The sequence below is a fragment of the Aeromicrobium fastidiosum genome (genome assembly GCF_017876595.1).
Taxonomy (GTDB): domain Bacteria; phylum Actinomycetota; class Actinomycetes; order Propionibacteriales; family Nocardioidaceae; genus Aeromicrobium; species Aeromicrobium fastidiosum.
The window spans coordinates 3607838-3624571 of record NZ_JAGIOG010000001.1; the positions used below are offsets into that span (position 1 = coordinate 3607838).

General features: G+C 69.3%; 17 protein-coding genes, 1 other RNA gene and 1 pseudogene. 10 read left to right on the plus strand and 9 right to left on the minus strand.

Annotation, left to right across the window (positions count from 1 at the left end; translation table 11 throughout):
- Position 1: 1 nt before the first annotated feature.
- From JOF40_RS17940 to JOF40_RS17975, 8 genes and pseudogenes are all read left to right on the plus strand, one after another.
- Positions 2 to 1015, plus strand: a complete 1014-nt coding sequence (locus JOF40_RS17940) for an ImmA/IrrE family metallo-endopeptidase (RefSeq protein ID WP_188111777.1) — start codon at positions 2 to 4, stop codon at positions 1013 to 1015.
- A gap of 82 nt (positions 1016 to 1097) precedes the next feature.
- Complete coding sequence (locus JOF40_RS17945) at positions 1098 to 1253, plus strand: hypothetical protein (protein WP_188111776.1); 156 nt, start codon at positions 1098 to 1100, stop codon at positions 1251 to 1253.
- 77 nt (positions 1254 to 1330) lie between these two features.
- Positions 1331 to 1540: a KTSC domain-containing protein gene (locus JOF40_RS17950; RefSeq protein WP_188111775.1), complete on the plus strand. Its 210-nt coding sequence runs from the start codon at positions 1331 to 1333 to the stop codon at positions 1538 to 1540.
- 175 nt (positions 1541 to 1715) lie between these two features.
- Positions 1716 to 1946, plus strand: coding sequence for a DUF2188 domain-containing protein (locus JOF40_RS17955; protein ID WP_129182404.1), 231 nt, complete (start codon positions 1716 to 1718; stop codon positions 1944 to 1946).
- Between the two features lie 6 nt (positions 1947 to 1952).
- The gene (locus JOF40_RS17960) at positions 1953 to 2165 is read left to right on the plus strand and encodes a hypothetical protein (RefSeq protein WP_129182406.1); all 213 of its coding nucleotides are present in this window, start codon (positions 1953 to 1955) and stop codon (positions 2163 to 2165) included.
- A gap of 38 nt (positions 2166 to 2203) precedes the next feature.
- Positions 2204 to 3390, plus strand: a pseudogene (locus JOF40_RS17965) (IS3 family transposase).
- 95 nt (positions 3391 to 3485) lie between these two features.
- Positions 3486 to 4601 (plus strand): HNH endonuclease signature motif containing protein, encoded by a 1116-nt coding sequence (locus tag JOF40_RS17970; RefSeq protein WP_129182408.1) that lies wholly within the window; start codon positions 3486 to 3488, stop codon positions 4599 to 4601.
- Positions 4602 to 4631: 30 nt separating this feature from the next.
- Positions 4632 to 5072: a VOC family protein gene (locus JOF40_RS17975; protein ID WP_129182410.1), complete on the plus strand. Its 441-nt coding sequence runs from the start codon at positions 4632 to 4634 to the stop codon at positions 5070 to 5072.
- Here the strand turns inward: JOF40_RS17975 and rnpB are convergent.
- Positions 5066 to 5462, minus strand: an RNA gene (gene rnpB / locus JOF40_RS17980) — RNase P RNA component class A. The two genes, JOF40_RS17975 and rnpB, sit on opposite strands and share 7 nt — an antisense overlap.
- A gap of 46 nt (positions 5463 to 5508) precedes the next feature.
- On the opposite strand from rnpB, the gene JOF40_RS17985 reads away from it, so the two are divergent.
- Both JOF40_RS17985 and JOF40_RS17990 read left to right on the plus strand, forming a co-directional pair.
- Positions 5509 to 6570, plus strand: coding sequence for an SLC13 family permease (locus tag JOF40_RS17985; RefSeq protein ID WP_129182412.1), 1062 nt, complete (start codon positions 5509 to 5511; stop codon positions 6568 to 6570).
- 25 nt (positions 6571 to 6595) lie between these two features.
- A complete protein-coding gene (locus tag JOF40_RS17990) occupies positions 6596 to 7369 on the plus strand; it encodes a YaaA family protein (RefSeq protein ID WP_129182414.1) in 774 nt (257 codons plus the stop codon).
- Between the two features lie 10 nt (positions 7370 to 7379).
- Here JOF40_RS17990 and JOF40_RS17995 read toward each other — a convergent pair whose 3' ends face one another.
- The 8 genes from JOF40_RS17995 to JOF40_RS18030 form a co-directional block, all read right to left on the minus strand.
- Positions 7380 to 8492, minus strand: coding sequence for a bifunctional RNase H/acid phosphatase (locus tag JOF40_RS17995; RefSeq protein ID WP_129182416.1), 1113 nt, complete (start codon positions 8490 to 8492; stop codon positions 7380 to 7382).
- Positions 8489 to 9229 carry a zinc ribbon domain-containing protein gene (locus JOF40_RS18000; RefSeq protein WP_129182418.1) on the minus strand — a complete coding sequence of 247 codons (741 nt, stop codon included), beginning with the start codon at positions 9227 to 9229 and terminating at the stop codon, positions 8489 to 8491. Before JOF40_RS18000 ends, JOF40_RS17995 begins: the two co-directional genes overlap by 4 nt.
- Positions 9226 to 10044, minus strand: coding sequence for a Nif3-like dinuclear metal center hexameric protein (locus tag JOF40_RS18005; RefSeq protein ID WP_129182420.1), 819 nt, complete (start codon positions 10042 to 10044; stop codon positions 9226 to 9228). The genes JOF40_RS18000 and JOF40_RS18005 overlap by 4 nt, the downstream gene beginning before the upstream one ends.
- Positions 10041 to 11051: an aldo/keto reductase family protein gene (locus JOF40_RS18010; protein ID WP_129182422.1), complete on the minus strand. Its 1011-nt coding sequence runs from the start codon at positions 11049 to 11051 to the stop codon at positions 10041 to 10043. The genes JOF40_RS18005 and JOF40_RS18010 overlap by 4 nt, the downstream gene beginning before the upstream one ends.
- A gap of 18 nt (positions 11052 to 11069) precedes the next feature.
- Positions 11070 to 13181: a RecQ family ATP-dependent DNA helicase gene (locus JOF40_RS18015; protein WP_129182424.1), complete on the minus strand. Its 2112-nt coding sequence runs from the start codon at positions 13179 to 13181 to the stop codon at positions 11070 to 11072.
- Positions 13182 to 13193: 12 nt separating this feature from the next.
- Complete coding sequence (locus JOF40_RS18020; protein WP_129182426.1) at positions 13194 to 13961, minus strand: putative protein N(5)-glutamine methyltransferase; 768 nt, start codon at positions 13959 to 13961, stop codon at positions 13194 to 13196.
- 8 nt (positions 13962 to 13969) lie between these two features.
- Positions 13970 to 15289, minus strand: a complete 1320-nt coding sequence (locus tag JOF40_RS18025) for a carboxypeptidase regulatory-like domain-containing protein (RefSeq protein WP_129182428.1) — start codon at positions 15287 to 15289, stop codon at positions 13970 to 13972.
- Between the two features lie 102 nt (positions 15290 to 15391).
- Positions 15392 to 16702, minus strand: coding sequence for a carboxypeptidase regulatory-like domain-containing protein (locus JOF40_RS18030; RefSeq protein WP_188111774.1), 1311 nt, complete (start codon positions 16700 to 16702; stop codon positions 15392 to 15394).
- Between the last annotated feature and the right edge of the window lie 32 nt (positions 16703 to 16734).

Below are 16734 nucleotides of genomic sequence, written 5' to 3' on the forward strand. Positions count from 1 at the left end.
CGTGACGAACTTGGACACATGCGTCGAGGAGGCCCTCGCAGGCCTGGATGCTTCGATGCGCACCGAGTTCGCTTCCGCTCCGCTCCATACTCTGACCCAACGGCTCGGCATCAAGGTCAAGGCTGTGGACCACCTGCAACGACGTGACGACGGCGGCACATGCGACGGCGTTTCGTTCCTTCAGGATGACGTCATCTTGTACGCGGCGACCGGAAACCGGCGAGAGAACTTCACCCTCGCGCACGAGCTTGGTCACCGGCTCGTCGTCGACAACGACAACGTCCTTGATTGGCTCGCCGACCAGGACGAAACCGCAGCCGTCCTCGAGACCCTCTGCGACCGGATTGCCGCACGACTGTTGGTGCCCGGTGACGTCATCGACAACGTCATCGGCTCTGGCCCCCTCCGAGCACACCACGTGACCGACCTCGTAACTGCAACGAATGCAAGTCTCCCCGTCTGTGTCATCGCGCTCGCCACCCGACTCCCTGGAGTTGGCGCTATCGTCGTCACCGACCGAGTTTCAGAGACGGTCACGTACGCAAGCGTTCAACCACACCCAGTACAGGGTTGGCCCGTCGTACATCCGTGGCCCAACCAACGTGTTCCGGCCGGCCACCCGCTTCAGAACCTTGGCCCGGACGCAACGACAACCCGGAAGTCGTTCTGGGCAACACCGTGGGGCACGCGTGCCGACTTCTACCTCGATGCGCGCGCCGATGCCCGCCGCACGATCGCGATCCTCGCCGACACCGACCTCTGGGACGCCGAGGTGTTCCACCCGGCTACTACGCGTGATTTTGACCAACGTCCTGAACGCGAACTCAACTGCTGTGGACGCACCCAGAACGTCCGCGGCTACCCCTGCCAGACCTGCGACGGCCCGTACTGCCCCGAATGCGGTCTCTGCCCGTGTCAACGCCGCGCGAAGAATGAGAACCGCTGCGCAGGCCCCTGCGGCCTCCAATACCTACCGCACCTCCTCGAGGACGGCAAGTGCGACGAATGTCGCTAAACATCGCCAGACCTGCCTCGACTACCTACTGAGAGGGCACCGCGAACCTCGGCGGTGGCTCTCAGAATGGAGGTGAATCGGGATGGCGAAGAACACGGGACGCGGCCACCGCGTCGGGGCGGTCAAGGGCCGCAGCGAGTTCAAGTCCGGCACGACGTGGGTCAAGCGCGACACCGCGACGGGTCGAATCATGAACGTCAGCAACAACCAGCACAAGGGCGTCCGCAACGAGAAGTGACGCTCGGGGCGGCTGGTCACATCACGCAGTGACCAGCCGCCCCACCCACAACAGCAATGCATAAGGAAGGAGGAAAGATGGACATGGAAACGGTCATCTCAACCAACGTCGCCGCGGTCGGGTACGACCCCGCAACCCGCACGATGCGCGTCGCGTTCCAGAGCGGCGGCCTGTACGACTACTACAACGTCGAACCGGCTCTGTTCGAGCAGATGCTCTTGCCGTACCCGTGGCGACGCATCGGGTTCCGCGTCAAGCGCCACAAGCACAAGCGCCTCGCCGCCTGAGGCGCCGGGCGCGGAAACGCAAGCACCGACAGGTCTCGTGACCGCTCACGAGATGTGTCGGTGCTTGCGGGCACCCTGAAGCCAGGAACCTCACCACCTCGCTTTGCGACCACCGGTCGCCGAGCGCCAGAAGGCGTTCGAACCCAGATGGGTTGATCAAAAGGAGAAGAACAGTATGGCGAAGAACAAGGGCGTGCACATCACGCGACGAGACGACGGCCGCTGGAACGTGATCCGGGACAACGCCGAACGGGCGTCCTCGGTCCACGACACCCAGGCCGACGCCACCACGGCCGGCCGCGAGACCGCTCGCCGGGAGAGCACTGAGCTGTACGTCCACGGCCGTGACGGGCAGATCCGCGACCGCGACTCGTACGGCAACGACCCCTACCCGCCGAGGGGCTGAGGGCCCGTGGCGAACCCGAGCGCGAGCCAGATCAACGCGCAGATCAGGGCGGCGCAGCGGCGCGCCGAGCAGAAGTTCAAGCAGGAAGTCGACCGTGTCAACCGCGCGAACAAGAAGGCGGTCGACGACTACAATCGGAAGGTCACGGCCCAGAACAAGCGGGTCGTGGACGACTACAATCGCAAGGTCGGGACTGCCCAGAGTTCGGTTGACATCTGACTTGTGAGGATTTCGATCCTTGCTGGAAGGATGTTCACGTGCCGAAAGCATTTCCCATCGAGTTCCGCAATGACGTGGTCGCGGTCGCCCGCAAGGGCGAGGCGTCAATCGCTCAGGTCGCGAAGGACTTCGGTGTCTCCGAGTCGTGTCTTCAACGGTGGCTGAAGCTGGCCGATATCGAGGACGGCAAGCGTCCTGGTGTCCCTGCCGCTGAGGGCGTCGAGCTGCGGGAGGCGCGCAAGCGGATCCGGCTGCTTGAGCAGGAGAACGAGGTCCTGCGCCGGGCGGCGGCGTATCTGTCCCAGGCCAATCTGCCGGGAAAATAGTCTTCCCACTCGTTCGCGAGATGGCCGCGACCGGCGCCCCGATCAGGGTGCCGGTCGCGGTGGCGTGTGGGGTTCTCAAGTTGAGCCGGCAAGGCTATTACCAGTGGCTGGCTGAGCCGTTCTGTCAGCGTGACTGGGACGACGCGCACCTGATCAACGCCGTGTTCGATGCTCATGCCGAGGACCCGGGGTTCGGGTATCGCTTCATCGCCGACTAGCTCGCAGACCAGGGTTTTACCGCGTCTGAGAACCGTGTGTGGCGGCTGTGCTCGATGCAGGGGATCTTCTCGATCCACTCCAAGAAGCGTGGCCTGAACCGCAAAGCCGGGCCGCCCGTTCACGACGACCTGCTCGCAACCGTCGACCACCACGGCCGCCCGAGGCGCGACTTCACCGCGAGCAGGCCGAACGAGAAGTGGCTCACCGACATCACCGAGCACCACACGGGCGAGGGCAAGCTCTACTTGTGCGCGATCAAGGACTGCTACTCGGGGCGGATCGTCGGGTACTCGATCGACTCGCGGATGATGGCGTCGCTGGCGGTCTCGGCGCTGCGTAACGCGATCGCTCTGCGAGACCCGGCCGGCACGATCGTTCACTCTGACCGCGGCAGTCAATTTCGTTCCGAGAAGTTCGTCCGTGTCCTCAAGTCTCACGGCCTGGTCGGGTCGATGGGCCGGGTCGGAGCGTGCGGGGACAACGCCGCGATGGAGAGCTTTTTCTCGCTGCTGCAGAAGAACGTGCTGAACACTCAGCGGTGGCAGACCCGCGAGGAGCTGCGTCTGGCGATGGTGACCTGGATCGAGACGAAGTACCACCGAAAGCGTCGCCAGCGAGGCCTCGGGAAGCTCACGCCGATCGAGTTTGAGACCACTCATATGGCCGCTGACGCGGCCTGAAAACTGTCAACCATTGGTGTCAACCAAAGGCTGGGCAGTCCCGGCTGCTATCGCAGCCAAAAGGACGTGTCGGTGGTGGCGTCTAGGTTGGATGTATGGCCACCAACGCAGCTGTTCCGATCGACGTCTTGACCGACGTCGTGCGTGAGCAGGCACGTGCCGAGGCGCGTTCGGTGGTGGCGATGCTGGAGTTCCGTGACGCGGAGATGGAGCGGATCGCGCTGGTGGAGTCGCCGATGCGGCGGCTGGTCGAGCGTGGTGCGATCGCCCTGGCCATTGGTGAGGCGACGGGACTATCCGAGGGGCAGGTGCAGCACCGGCTGTCGTTCTCCGACACCGTCCGCGACCACTCACCCACCACCTGGAACGCCTTCACCGACGGGCGTATCGACCTGGCCAGGGTGCGGGAGATCGGGCACACGATCAGTCAGCTCAAGCGGGCCGAGTCCGTCCACCGCCTCGACGCCCGGGTTGTCGAGTACGCCGAGACTCACACCGTCGCTGAGCTGCGGGCCTGGTTGAAGCGGTTCGTCCGACGCGTTGAGGCCGACCTGGCTGTCGAACGTGCCGAGGATGAGCGGGCCAAGCGGCACGTGTCGGTCCAGCACGGGGACGACTCGATGGGATGGCTCGGTGCTTACCTGGCCTCGCACGAGCTCGCCGCCATCGCCGACCGGCTCCGCAAAGAAGCACGCCGACCCGCCGACCCGGACGATGAGCGGACCGTGGCGCAGCGCGAAGCAGACCTCGTGGTCGCGTGGCTCCTGGGATCAGACGCCGCCGAAGGTGTCATCGACGCGAACATCGGCGTGACCATCGACGCCGACGTCCTGGCCGGCGCGAATCCCGGGTTCGCGGAATCCACCGACGGCACCTGGGGGGTGCCGGCTGCGTGGATCGCAGCGGTGATCGCGTCCGGGTCCACGTTCTGGCACCGCATCATCGTCGACCCGGTCGGCGACGACGTCCTCGCTCACGAATACGTGGGCCGGTTCGCGCCCGACGTCCTCAACATCGCCCTCAGATTCCTCTACGGAACCTGCCAAGGGCCCGGCTGCATGGTCCCGGCCGAACGATGCGACATGGATCATCGAGAACCCTGGCCTGAAGGACCCACCCGGGGTGACAACCTCGGGCCACTGTGTCGAAGACACCACACCTACAAGGGCCACGGCCTCCTGCACTGGACCACCAGACCCAAAGCCGCCTGACGATGGCCGCGGTCGCGCTACCGTGCCTCCATGCCCATCAAGCTGGAGAACGTCGGGATCGCCGTGCGCGACCTCGAGGCAACGATCGCCTTCTTCACCGACCTCGGCCTGTCCGTCCTCGGCCGCGACACGGTCGGTGGCGAGTGGACCGACACCGCCGTCGGTCTCGACGGCAACCACGCGAACATCGCGATGCTGCAGACACCCGACGGCAACGGCGTCATCGAGCTCTTCGAGTACATCCACCCCGTCGCGATCGAGACCGAGCCCACCCAGCCGAACCAGATCGGCATGCACCGCGTGGCCTTCTCGGTCGACGACATCGACGAGGCACTGGCGATCGCTGCCCGACACGGCTGCCATCCGCTGCGCGGGGTGGCGACCTACCAGGACATCTACAAGCTCACCTACGTGCGCGGCCCCAGCGGCATCATCGTCATGCTGGCCGAGGAGCTCAAGAAGGGCGAATGAGCCGGCCTGTAAGCCGGATCCTGTCGTGGGCGACCATCCATCTGGGACGCCCATTGCTGGACGCCTCGTGCAACCTACCCGCTGACATCGGACGAGCAGCCCGTCAGCGCAAGCCGTGCACCGCCGAAGCGCCACGCGACTCTCTTGGTCTTGCTCCCGGTGGGGTTTACCTAGCCGCCCCGGTCACCCGGAGCGCTGGTGAGCTCTTACCTCACCGTTTCACCCTTACCCGCACCGCTGCTCCGAGGAGCGGCGGCCGCTGGCGGTCTGATTTCTGTGGCACTGTCCCGCACGTCGCCGTGGGTGGCCGTTAGCCACCACCGTTGCTCTGTGGAGTCCGGACTTTCCTCGACACCCCTTGCAGGATGCCGCGGCCGCCCGGCCGACTCATTCGCGTCGCCGATCCTACCTCCCACCCGTCCGGTAGGTTCTGCCCGTGACGCACGACCTCGGCTCCCTCGCGGAGATCATCGGATTCCTCGTGGCGATGACCGTCCTGGCGCAGGCCTGTGCGGACGAAGGACTGTTCACCTCGTTGGGCGGCCGGGTCGCCCGCGGTGCCCGCGGATCGAGCCGGCGGCTGCTGGTCTACGCCGTCGGCGTGGCAGCCCTCGTCACCGCGGCGCTGAGCCTCGACGCCACCGTGGTGCTGCTCACGCCGGTGCTGATCGCCGCGTCAGCACGCCGCTCGTACGCCTTCGCGTCCGTCCGCCTCGCCAACTCCGGCTCCACGCTGCTGCCGGTCTCCAACCTCACCAACCTGCTGGCCTTCAGCGCGACCGGGCTCACGTTCGTGGGGTTCACCTGGGCGATGCTGCCGGTGTGGGTCGTGGCGGTCGTCGCCGAGCTGGTCGTACTGCGCCTGTGGTTCAGGTCCGAGCTGCGCGATCCATCGCCCGTCCCGGACGCCGTCGAGCCCGTGCCGCTCGTCCCCGTCGTGGTGGTCGTGGCGGTGCTCATCGGCCTGGGCAGCGGGCTGACGCCGTGGATGCCCGCGACGGTCGGTGCGATCGTCCTCGCCAGCCGGGCGCTCGCACGTCGGCAGTCGACGTGGCGCGAGCTCCTGGAGGCCGCCAACCTGCCCCTGGCCGCCGTGATCCTCGCGTGGGCGTTCGCGGTGTCGTTCATCGGCACCACTCCCCTCGGCGACCGGCTCACCGACGCGCTCCCCTCCGGGGTCGGGGTGTGGTCGCTGCTCGCCGTGGCCCTGATCGCCATGGTCGTGGCCAACCTGGTCAACAACCTGCCCGCGACGCTGCTGCTGCTGCCTGCTGCCGAGGCCGCCGGTCCCGCCGCCGTGCTGGCCCTGCTGGTCGGCGTCAACGTCGGCGCCAACCTCACCCTCATCGGCTCGCTCGCCAACATCCTGTGGCGCAAGTCGGGCGGACGGACCGTCTCGACGCTGCGCGAGTTCCACCTCCTCGGCATCGCCACGACACCCGCACTGGTCGTGGTGTGCACACTCGTGCTGTGGGCATGGACGTCCGTCATCTGGTGACGGACACCCCGGATAGGGTCGTCGGGTGCTGATCCTGCTCCCCCCGTCCGAAGGCAAGACCCGGCCGGTCGACGGAGCCCCGCTCGACCTCGACGCGCTCTCGTTCGACCGGCTCACCCCGGTGCGCGAGCAGCTCGTCCGCACGCTCGTCAAGCTCTGCAACGGCAACCCGGGCCGCGCGGCCGACGTGCTGGGCCTCGGCCCCACCCAGGCGGACGCCGTCGCGACCAATGCGGTGCTGATGGACGAGCCGACGGCCCGCGCCGACGAGGTCTACACCGGCGTGCTGTTCGGCGCGCTCGACCTCGGCAGCCTCGACCCGGAATCGCGGCAGCGCGCCGACGAGTCCCTGGCGATCGCCAGCGCACTGTTCGGGTTGCTGCGTCCCAGTGACCTGATCCCCGCCTACCGGCTCTCGGGAACCGTGACGCTCCCCCGCCTTGGCACCGTCGCCGGACGCTGGCGCACTCCTCTGCCCCGCGCGCTCGCCGAGGCCACCGGCGACGGCCTGCTGGTCGACCTGCGCTCAGGCACCTACGCAGCGCTCGGCAAGCCGCCCGTCCAGCTCGCCGATCGCACGGCCACGATGCGGGTGCTGCACGAGCACAACGGCCAGCGCAAGGTCGTCAGCCACTTCAACAAGGCCACGAAGGGACGCATCGTGCGCGGGCTGCTCGAGGCCGGTGCCGATCTGCGCACCGTCGACGAGCTGCAGCAGGCGCTGGCCCATCTCGGGTGGACGGTTGAGCGTGCCGGTACCCGCCTCGACGTCATCGTCGACGAGGTCGCCCACACCTGAGGGTCGGGGTTCAGGGGACGACGTTGAAGTTGCGCAGCGACGCAGGTCCGTCGGGCCACCAGGTGATCGTGGTGATCGAGGCGGGCGACAGCTCCATCTTGTAGATGACGTTCATGGGCGCTTCGAGCGCCAGGCGTACGAGCATCTTGATCGGCGTCACGTGGCTGACCACCAGCACCGTCTGACCGGCGTACGTCTCCAGCAACCGGTCGCGCGCCTCGGAGACCCGCTCGTAGACCGTGTCCATCGCCTCTCCGCCCGGCGGTGCGACGTCACTCGACGCCAGCCAGGCCGTCAGCTCGTCGCCCCAGCGCTCCTGGATCTCGGCGAAGGTGTAGCCGTCCCAGTCACCGAACGCCGTCTCGATGACGCCATGCTCGATCTCGACCGGCAGGTCGAGGGCGTCGGCGACGACCGCCGCAGTCTCGCGCGTGCGCCGCATCGGCGAGGCGACGACAGCGTCGATGTCGCCGTGCTCGACCAGCCAGGCTGCGGCACGTCGAGCCTGCTCCTGCCCCGCCTCGGTGAGCTCGGGATCGTTGGCCGACCCGCTGCCGCTGAACGCCTTGCGCTCGGTCGCTGTCGTGACGCCGTGGCGCAGCAGGACGAACGTCGTGGCGGCACCGGCCTGGGCACCGCCCCAGCCAGACGCAGCAGGCTTCGGAGCAGCAGGCGTCGCCACAGCCCTCCCGCCCGTCACGAGTCCCGACCCTCCGTCGCGCTGGCTGTCGAGGGCGGCGTTGGCGAGAGCGTCGGCGTCACGGTTGCGCTCACGCGGCACCCACGTCCACGTCGTCCCGGCCGGTGCCAGCTCACGGGCCTGCTGCGCGAGAGGGATCATGCTCGGGTGCTTGATCTTCCAGCGTCCGGCCATCTGCTCGACGACGAGCTTGGAGTCCATCCGCACCTCGAGCTGCGCACCCGGCGTGTGCTCGGCGTACAGCTTGAGGCCCGCGATCAGGCCGCCGTACTCGGCGACGTTGTTGGTCGCGACGCCGATCGTCTCGCCGCGCTCCGCGATGACCTCGCCGGTGTCGGCGTCACGGATCAGGGCACCGTACGACGCGGGCCCGGGGTTGCCCCGTGACCCACCGTCCGCCTCGAGGATGACCCGAGAGGTCACAGCCCCGACTCGGGCGTGCGCACCAGGATGCGGCTGCACTCGGGGCACCGCAGCACCTCGTCCTCGGGCAGGGCCGCGAGCTCGCGCAGGTCGGCGCCGTTGATCTCGAGCCGGCACCCCTCGCAACGGCGGGCGCGCAGTGCTGCTGCGCCGGTGCCGTACTGGCTGCGGAGCTTGTCGTACAGAGCGATCAGGTCGGCGGGGACGCCGACGACGACGGTGCCGCGCTCGGCCTGTGCCTCGGCGGCCTGCTGGTCGAGCACCGCGATCGCGGCATCACGCGCGTCGATCTTCTGGTCGAGCTCGGACCTCACCGCGGTGAGGTCGCCCTGCACGTTGGCGAGCCGTGCCTGCGCCTCCTCGAGGGCCTCCATGATCTCGAGCTCGTCGTCCTCGAGCGTGCCGATGCGGCGCTCGAGCGCCACCAGCTCGTGCTGCAGGCTCGCGAGGTCCTTCGGGTTGCTGACGGCACCGGAGTTGAGCCGCTCCTCGTCGCGCGCGCGACGGGTCTTGACCAGCTCGACCTCGGCATCGGCCTTCTTCTGCGCGCGGGACAGGTCGGACGCCGCGGTGTCGTGCTCGATGCGCTGGCCGTCGAGCTCCTTGGCCCGGGCCTCGAGCGTCGCGATCTCGGCGAGCTCGGGGAGCGTGTTCCTGCGGTGCTGCAGCTGGGCGAGGAGGGCGTCCTGGGCCTGCAGCTCGAGCAGCGTGGCCTGGGCGGTGGGGTCGGCTTTCACACTGACACCGTACCGGGCAGGTGCGCGGTCCACGGATCGGTCACGATCGTCGACACCTTCGTCTCGATGCCGGGCAGGGCCGACGTCAGGGCAGCCGCCGCGACGGGCAGCCACGTCCACTCCGCCGACCAGTGCGGCACGTCGATCACGGCGCACGGATCGGGCTGCTCGAGGTGCTCGCTGACGGGGTGGTGACGTAGGTCGGACGTCACGTAGACGTCCGCTCCGGCAGCCTGCGCGGTTGCCAGCAGGAAGTCGCCCGAGCCTCCGCACAGGGCGACGGTCTGGATCATCCGGTCGGGGTCGCCGGCGATGCGGACGGCGCTGTGGTGCGAGGGCAGGCTACTGGCGACCCGCCGCGCGAACGCGTCGAGCGTGACGGGCGACGACAGCGTGCCGATGCGTCCGCTGCCGCGGTCGGGCGCGTCGTCGGGCTCGAGCGGACGGACGTCCTCGACGCCCAGCGCGAACGCCATCGACTCCGAGACGCCGAGCGGTGGACAGTCGGCGTTGGTGTGACACGTGTGCAGGGCGATGCCGTGGCTGATGAGCGTGTGCACGACCCGGCCCTTGGGCGTGTCGGCCGCGACGGAGGTGACGCCCTTCAGCCAGAGTGGGTGGTGCACGACGACGAGGTCGGCACCCCACGCGACCGCCTCGTCGACGACAGCCGCCACGGGGTCGACCGCGAGCAGCACCTTGGTCACGGGCTGGTCGGGGTCGCCCGCGACGGTGCCGACGGAGTCCCAGTCGTCGGCCCAGCGGGGGTCGTAGAGACCGTCGAGAACGGCGACGACGTCGCTCAGGACGGTCACGTCGGCCGGGTCTCGGGCGTCTGCTGGGCGGTCCGCGACGCATCGCGCACCACCACGTCGCCGAGCGCATCGTCGATCGCCGCCATGACGTCGGCGTCGAGCGTGACGCCGGACGCCTTGACGTTGTCGGTGACCTGCTCGGGGCGCGAGGCACCGATGATCGCGGCCGAGATGTTGGGCCGGTTGAGCACCCAGGCGACCGCGAGCTGGGCCATCGAGAGACCCGCGTCGGCCGCGACCGGCTCGAGCCGGGCGACGGCCTCGAGCACGTCGTCGCGCAGCCAGCGGCTGATGTTCTGCGAGCCACCCGACTCGTCGGTCGCACGCGACCCCTCGGGGGCGGCCTGGCCCGGCTTGTACTTGCCGGTGAGGACGCCCTGGGCGATGGGCGACCAGACAATCTGGCCGAGGCCCAGCTCCTGGCTCGCGGGGACGACCTCGTCCTCGATGACACGCCACAGCATCGAGTACTGCGGCTGGCTGGAGATGAGCGAGAAGCCCAGCTGGTGGGCGAGCTGCTGGCCCTGGCGGATCTGGTCGGCGGTCCACTCCGAGACGCCGATGTAGAGCGCCTTGCCCGACCGGACGACGTCGGCGAAGGCCTGCATCGTCTCCTCGAGCGGCGTCTCGACGTCGAAGCGGTGCGCCTGGTAGAGGTCGACGTAGTCGGTCTGCAGGCGGGTCAAGGAACCGTTGATCGACTCCATGATGTGCTTGCGAGACAGGCCGGAGTCGTTGGGACCGCCGGGTCCGGTCGGCCAATAGACCTTGGTGAAGATCTCGAGCGACTCCCGACGCTCACCGGCGAGCGCCCGTCCCAGCACCGACTCGGCTCGCGTGTTGGCGTAGACGTCGGCGGTGTCGAACGTCGTGATGCCCTCGTCGAGCGCCTGCCGCACGCAGGCCGTCGCGGCGTCCTCCTCGACCTGCGAACCGTGGGTCAGCCAGTTGCCGTACGCGATCTCCGAGATCTTGAGACCGCTGTTGCCGAGGTATCTGTGCTCCATGCCTTCAACGTACCGACGTCACCCGACCTGGGCGAGCACGAGGGGCAGCACCGCCCCGGCTCCGCTGCGGCGCAGCTCACGCGCGGCCACCGTGAGCGTCCAGCGGCTGTCGACCCGGTCGTCGATCAGCAGGACGGGCTTGCCGCCCAGGGACGGGAGCCGCTCGGCCAGAGCAGGACCCACGGCCAGCTGTCCCCAGACGTCTGCGAGCCGGTAGGCGCTGTTGCCGCCGGGACCGCCGCGAGCGCCCTCGCCGACGAGGTCGAGCGACCCCAGGTCGGTCAGCCGGCCGATGCGGGCGATGCCCCTCGCCATGGAGTCGACGAGCTGCGGCCGCGACCGTGACGGCACGCTGACGACCGCGACCGGACGCTCGGCCCAGCCCCAGTCCTTCAGCACCCGCACGCAGGCACCCAGCAGCTCGTCGCTGATCGGCCCGTCGGGGGCACCGGCCGCGAACAGCTCGCGCAGCACGCCTCCCCAGCCGAGATCGGTGAGACGTGCGACCGCGCGGCCCGCCTCGGCCCGGTCGTCGGCCGGGATCTTGCCCTTGGCCTCGACCCCGAGGCGCTCGGCACCCGTGGGCCACTGGGCGCGAGGCTCGATCTCTACCCCGACCTTGTCGAGCGTGCCGGAGGCGACCTGCGTGGCGGCGGAGTCGACCCCGGTCGGAAACCACGGCCCGGCGCAGTTGTCGCACCGGCCGCAGGGCGCTGCCGTGGTGTCGTCGAGATCGCGCTGCAGCATCTCCATGCGGCACGTGGAATCGTGCTGGTAGGTCAGCATCGAGCGCTGCTCCGCGTCGCGGGCGGCTGCGATGCGCTCGTAGCGCTCGCGGTCGTAGACCCACGGCTGACCGGTCGCGATCCATCCACCCTGCACGCGGCGCACCGCACCGTCGACGTCGAGCACCTTGAGCAGCAGCTCGAGCGGGGTGCGCCGCAGGTTGACCCGCGCCTCGAGTGCCGGGGTCGACAGCGCCACGTCGCTCAGCTCGCCGATGACCGCCGCGGCGCGCTCCTCGCTGGGCATCGACGAGGTCGCGAAGTACGTCCAGATGTCCTTGTCCTCGCGGCCCGGCAGCAGCAGGACGTCGGCGTTGTCGGTGGCACGGCCGGCGCGTCCCACCTGCTGGTAGTAGGCCACCGGAGACGACGGCGCACCGAGGTGGATGACGAAGCCGAGGTCGGGCTTGTCGAAGCCCATCCCGAGCGCGCTCGTGGCGACCAGCGCCTTGAGCTCGTTGGCCTTGAGCTGGCCCTCGAGCTGCTCGCGCTCCTCGGGATCGGTGCGCCCCGTGTAGGCGCGCACGGCATGGCCACCCTCGCGCAACAGGCGGGCGGTGTCCTCGGCCGCCGACACCGTCAGCGCGTAGATGATGCCGCTGCCCGGCAGCTCGGCCAGGTGGCTCAGCAGCCAGCCGAGGCGGTCGCGGGCACCGGGCAGCTCGAGGACGCCGAGGCGCAGCGAGGTGCGGGCCAGCGAGCCGCGGATCGTCAGCACGTCGCCTGCGGCACCGAGCTGCTCGGCGACGTCGGTGACTACCCGCGCGTTGGCCGTCGCGGTCGTGGCGAGCACCGGCAGATCGGCCGGCAGCTGGGCGATGAGCTCGGCCAGCCGCCGGTAGTCGGGCCGGAAGTCGTGGCCCCAGTCGGAGATGCAGTGCGCCTCGTCGACCACGAGCATGCCCATGCGCTCGATCAGCGCGGGCAGCTGCTCGTCGCGGAAGCGCGGGTTGTTGAGGCGCTCGGGCGAGACCAGCAGGATGTCGATCTCGTCGGCCGCCAGCTTGGCGCGCGTCTCGTCCCACTCGTGCGGATTGGCCGAGTTGATCGCGACGGCCCGCACGCCAGCACGGGCTGCGGCGGCGACCTGGTCGCGCATCAGGGCGAGCAGCGGCGAGACCAGCAGCGTCGGACCGGCACCGCGCTGGCGCAGCAGCAGGGTCGAGATGAAGTAGACCGCCGACTTGCCCCACCCCGTGCGCTGCACGACCAGGGCCCGGCGGTGGCCGTCGACGAGCGCCTCGATCGCCTCGAGCTGTCCGTCGTGGAAGACCGCGTCGTCGCGGCTCGTCAGGCGGCGCAGCGCGGCGGTGGCGTCGGACGCGGTGTCGGTCGTCGAAGGCATACGTGCATCGTGTCAGGAGCCCACGACAGCGGTGCCGTCCACGTCGTCCGACGTCACGGTGCGCGCGACCAGCCCGGCGCGCTCGAAGGCCGCCACGGTCGTCGACGACTGCCGTCGACTCGTCTCGACGACGAGGTGCCCGCCGGTCCGCAGCCAGTCACGTGAACCGTCCGCGACACGGCGGTGGACGTCCACGCCGTCCGCTCCCCCGTCGAGCGCGACCCGGGGCTCGTGGTCACGTGCCTCCGGTGGCATCGACGCGATGGCGTCCGTCGGCACGTACGGGGCGTTGACGACGAGCAGGTCGACGTGTCCCCGCAGCTCGGCCGGGAGCGCGTCGAACAGGTCACCCTCGTGCACGCGTCCGCCGACAGGCTCGACGTTGCGGCGGGCGCACGCGACCGCGGCAGGCTCGATGTCGGCGGCGTGCAGGACGAGCCCGGGCACCCGGTGCAGCAGGGCGACGCCGACCGCTCCCGTCCCGCAGCACAGGTCGACGACGACGTGCCCGGGGCGTACCAGACCTGCACCGTGCTCGACCAGGACGGCCGTCCTCGCCCTCGGGACGAAGACGCCCGGGTCGACCTCGATGCGGAGCCCGCAGAACTCCGCCCACCCGACGACCACCTCGAGCGGCTCTCCCGTGACCCGCCGCCGGACCATCTCCTCGAGATGGTCCGGCGAGGTCGTGGAGCCCAGCAGCACGTCTGCCTCGTCCTCGGCGAACACGCTGCCCGCAGCACGCAGCCGCGCGACGAGCTGCGTGCGGCTATTCGTCATGGGCGGAGCTACTTCACCGTGACCTTGACGACCTTGGAGAAACCGGCGGTGCTCGAGGTGCCGGAGTAGTCGGCCACGAACGACCGCGTGCCGGCGGGGATGCCGCTCAGCGTCACCGTCGCGCGTCCCTTGACCACCGTGACGGTCTTCGAGACGCCGCCGAACGACAGCTTGACCGTGCCGCTGGGTGCCGATCCGCTGACCTTGCGCTTGATCTGGAACGCGACCTTGGCCGTCCCGTCACCGCCCTTGGAGGCGACCTTCGCGGTCGCGAGCGACTTCAGACGGGTGTCGAGGCCGGCGATCGGCTGGCCCGGCGTGACCGTGATGGTCTGGCGCACCGACTTGTCGGGGCCGCCGCCGAGGTACTGCGACGCCCACAGGTTCTCCGGGTCGTCGAACCGCACCTTGTAGGTGCCGGCCGGCAGCTCGTCGGCGAGCGTGAAGCGTCCGCTCGAACGCGTCGTCGCCTTGTCGTCGACGTAGGCGTCGGGGTCGTCAGCGAAGATCCGGACCGCGATGCCCTTGAGCGCGGTGCCGGAGGTGTCGGTGACCTTGCCCTTGACGGTGGTCACGGGCGGGGCGAACTTCGTGACCGTGACGGTCGGCAGCGTGCGGACCTCGCCGGCGACGAGCGAGACCTGCTGACGTTGCACGTCGTCGGCGTTGCGCTGCCGGCAGTCGACCAGCGTGCTGGCGACGAAGTCGTAGCACTGCTTGACGCGGGGTCCGTCGGCCACGAACGCTTCGTTGTAGTCGGGGTTGACCGGAAGGTTCGCCAGCTCGAACGTGCCGTCGGCCGCGATCGTCGTCGTCGTGGCCGGGTGGAGGAATGCGTAGTCGGGGAGCACCTCGGACGAGGCGTCGTAGACCCCGAACGTGAGGCCCGCCGGTGAGCGTCCGTCGGCCGTCGTGACCTTGCCTCGCAGCGTCGCCCCGATCGCCATGTGGACGTTCTTGGTGGTCGTGCGGCCGGCCTTGAGGTAGACCGTCCTGGACGTCTTGACGGTCCGTCCCGTGCGGTCGGTGACCAGGATCGTGTAGTTGTAGCCCTTCGCCTTCAGACCGGAGAACGAGTAGCGGCCCTGGCTGTCGGTGTTGTCGGTCTTGATCCGTTGCGGGACCGCGTCGTCTGCGCCGTCCTCGTCCTGAGGGGCGCGGAACAGCTGCACCCTGGCGAAGCCGATCGGCTCACCCGACAGCGTCACGACGCCCTTGAGCTTCGCGGCGCTGGTCGCGGCGGTCGCCGGTGCCATCAGGCCCGCGACGACGAGCGCCACGACGGCGACCATCAAGGGCACAGCGCGCACGTGGACAGATCGGTTCATGGTTCCCCCTCTATCAGGGCACCCACCTGCGAGCGCCGTGATCGAACGGTACGCCCGGGGTGAAGGTGCCGACAACGTGTCACGGAACGAGTTCCACGGCGTCTACTCGACTGCGACTCGGGCCTTCTTGGCGAACCCTGCCGTGCTCGCGGTGCCGGAGTAGACGACGTCCAGCGACGCGGTACCTGCCGGCAGACCGGTCAGCGTGACGGTCGCCCGGCCCTTCGTGACCGTGACGGTGCGGGACTTCTCCCCGAACGAGACCGTCAGGGTGCCGCCGGGTGCGCTGCCCGATGCCTTGCGGGTGATCATGACCGCGATCTTGGCCGTGCCCCGGCCGCCCTTCTTGCCGGTCTTGACCGTCGCGACCGACTTGAGCGCGACGTCCAGGCCGCCGATCGGCTGCCCGGGAACGACGACGACCGGTCGTCCGGTGGCCGCGGCCCAGACGTTCTTGGGGTCGTAGAAGCGGACGCCGTAGGGCCCCGCCGGGAGGCCCGAGGCGATCGTGAAGCGACCGCTCGACCGAGACACCCCTTGGTCGTCGGCCGGCCCCGAGTTGACATCGACAGCGATGCCCTTCAGGGGACGGCCCGACGTGTCGGTGACCTTGCCGGTCAGCCTCGTCGTCGGCGGCGCGAACACCGTCATCTGCACGCTCGGGAGCGCGCGGACCTCGCCCGCGCCGATCGCCAGGCGCTGCTGCTGGCGGAGGGTCGGGTCTGCGGGAGCGCAATCGGCCAGCTTCGTGGTCACGAAGTCGTAGCACTGCTTGGCGTACCGTCCGTCCGCCACGTAGACGCCGTCGTAGAAGGACGACGCCGGCAGTCCCGCCAGGACGAATCGGCCGTCGCTGCGGACAGTCGTCGTGCTCTCCGGGTAGAACATGCTGAAGTCCGACCCGTCCTGGTTGAGGTCGAGGGGCACGCCCATCGTCAGACCTGCGGGCGAACGCCCATCGGCGGTCGTGACCACTCCGGTGAGGATCGCCGCGGCCTTGACGTGCAAGTTCTTGGTGACCGTGCGTCCCTTTTTCTGATCGATGGCGCGCCCCGTGCGGACGATCGTCCCGGACCGGTCGCTGACCGCGATCGAGTAGTCGTAGATCTCCTCGCCGTACTTCGGGTCCTTCTTCGACTTCAGGCCCGCGAACGAGTAGCGGCCGTCGCTGTCGGTGTTGACCGTGCGGATGCGCGTGAACGTTCCCTCGATGTCGCCGCCCGGGTCGGGATCGACACGCTCGTAGAGCTGCACCCGTGCGCTGTCGACCGGCGTGCCATTGAGGGAGACGACGCCCTGCACCTTGCCCGTGCTGGTCGCCGCCTCGGCGGGCAGGGCGAGCCCGGACGCGACCAGGGCGAGGGTCGCCATCGACAGGGCAGGGAGTGCGCGCACGCGGATGAAGCTGTTCATGGGGGATCCCTCGAGGCGGGGCACCCCCGGTC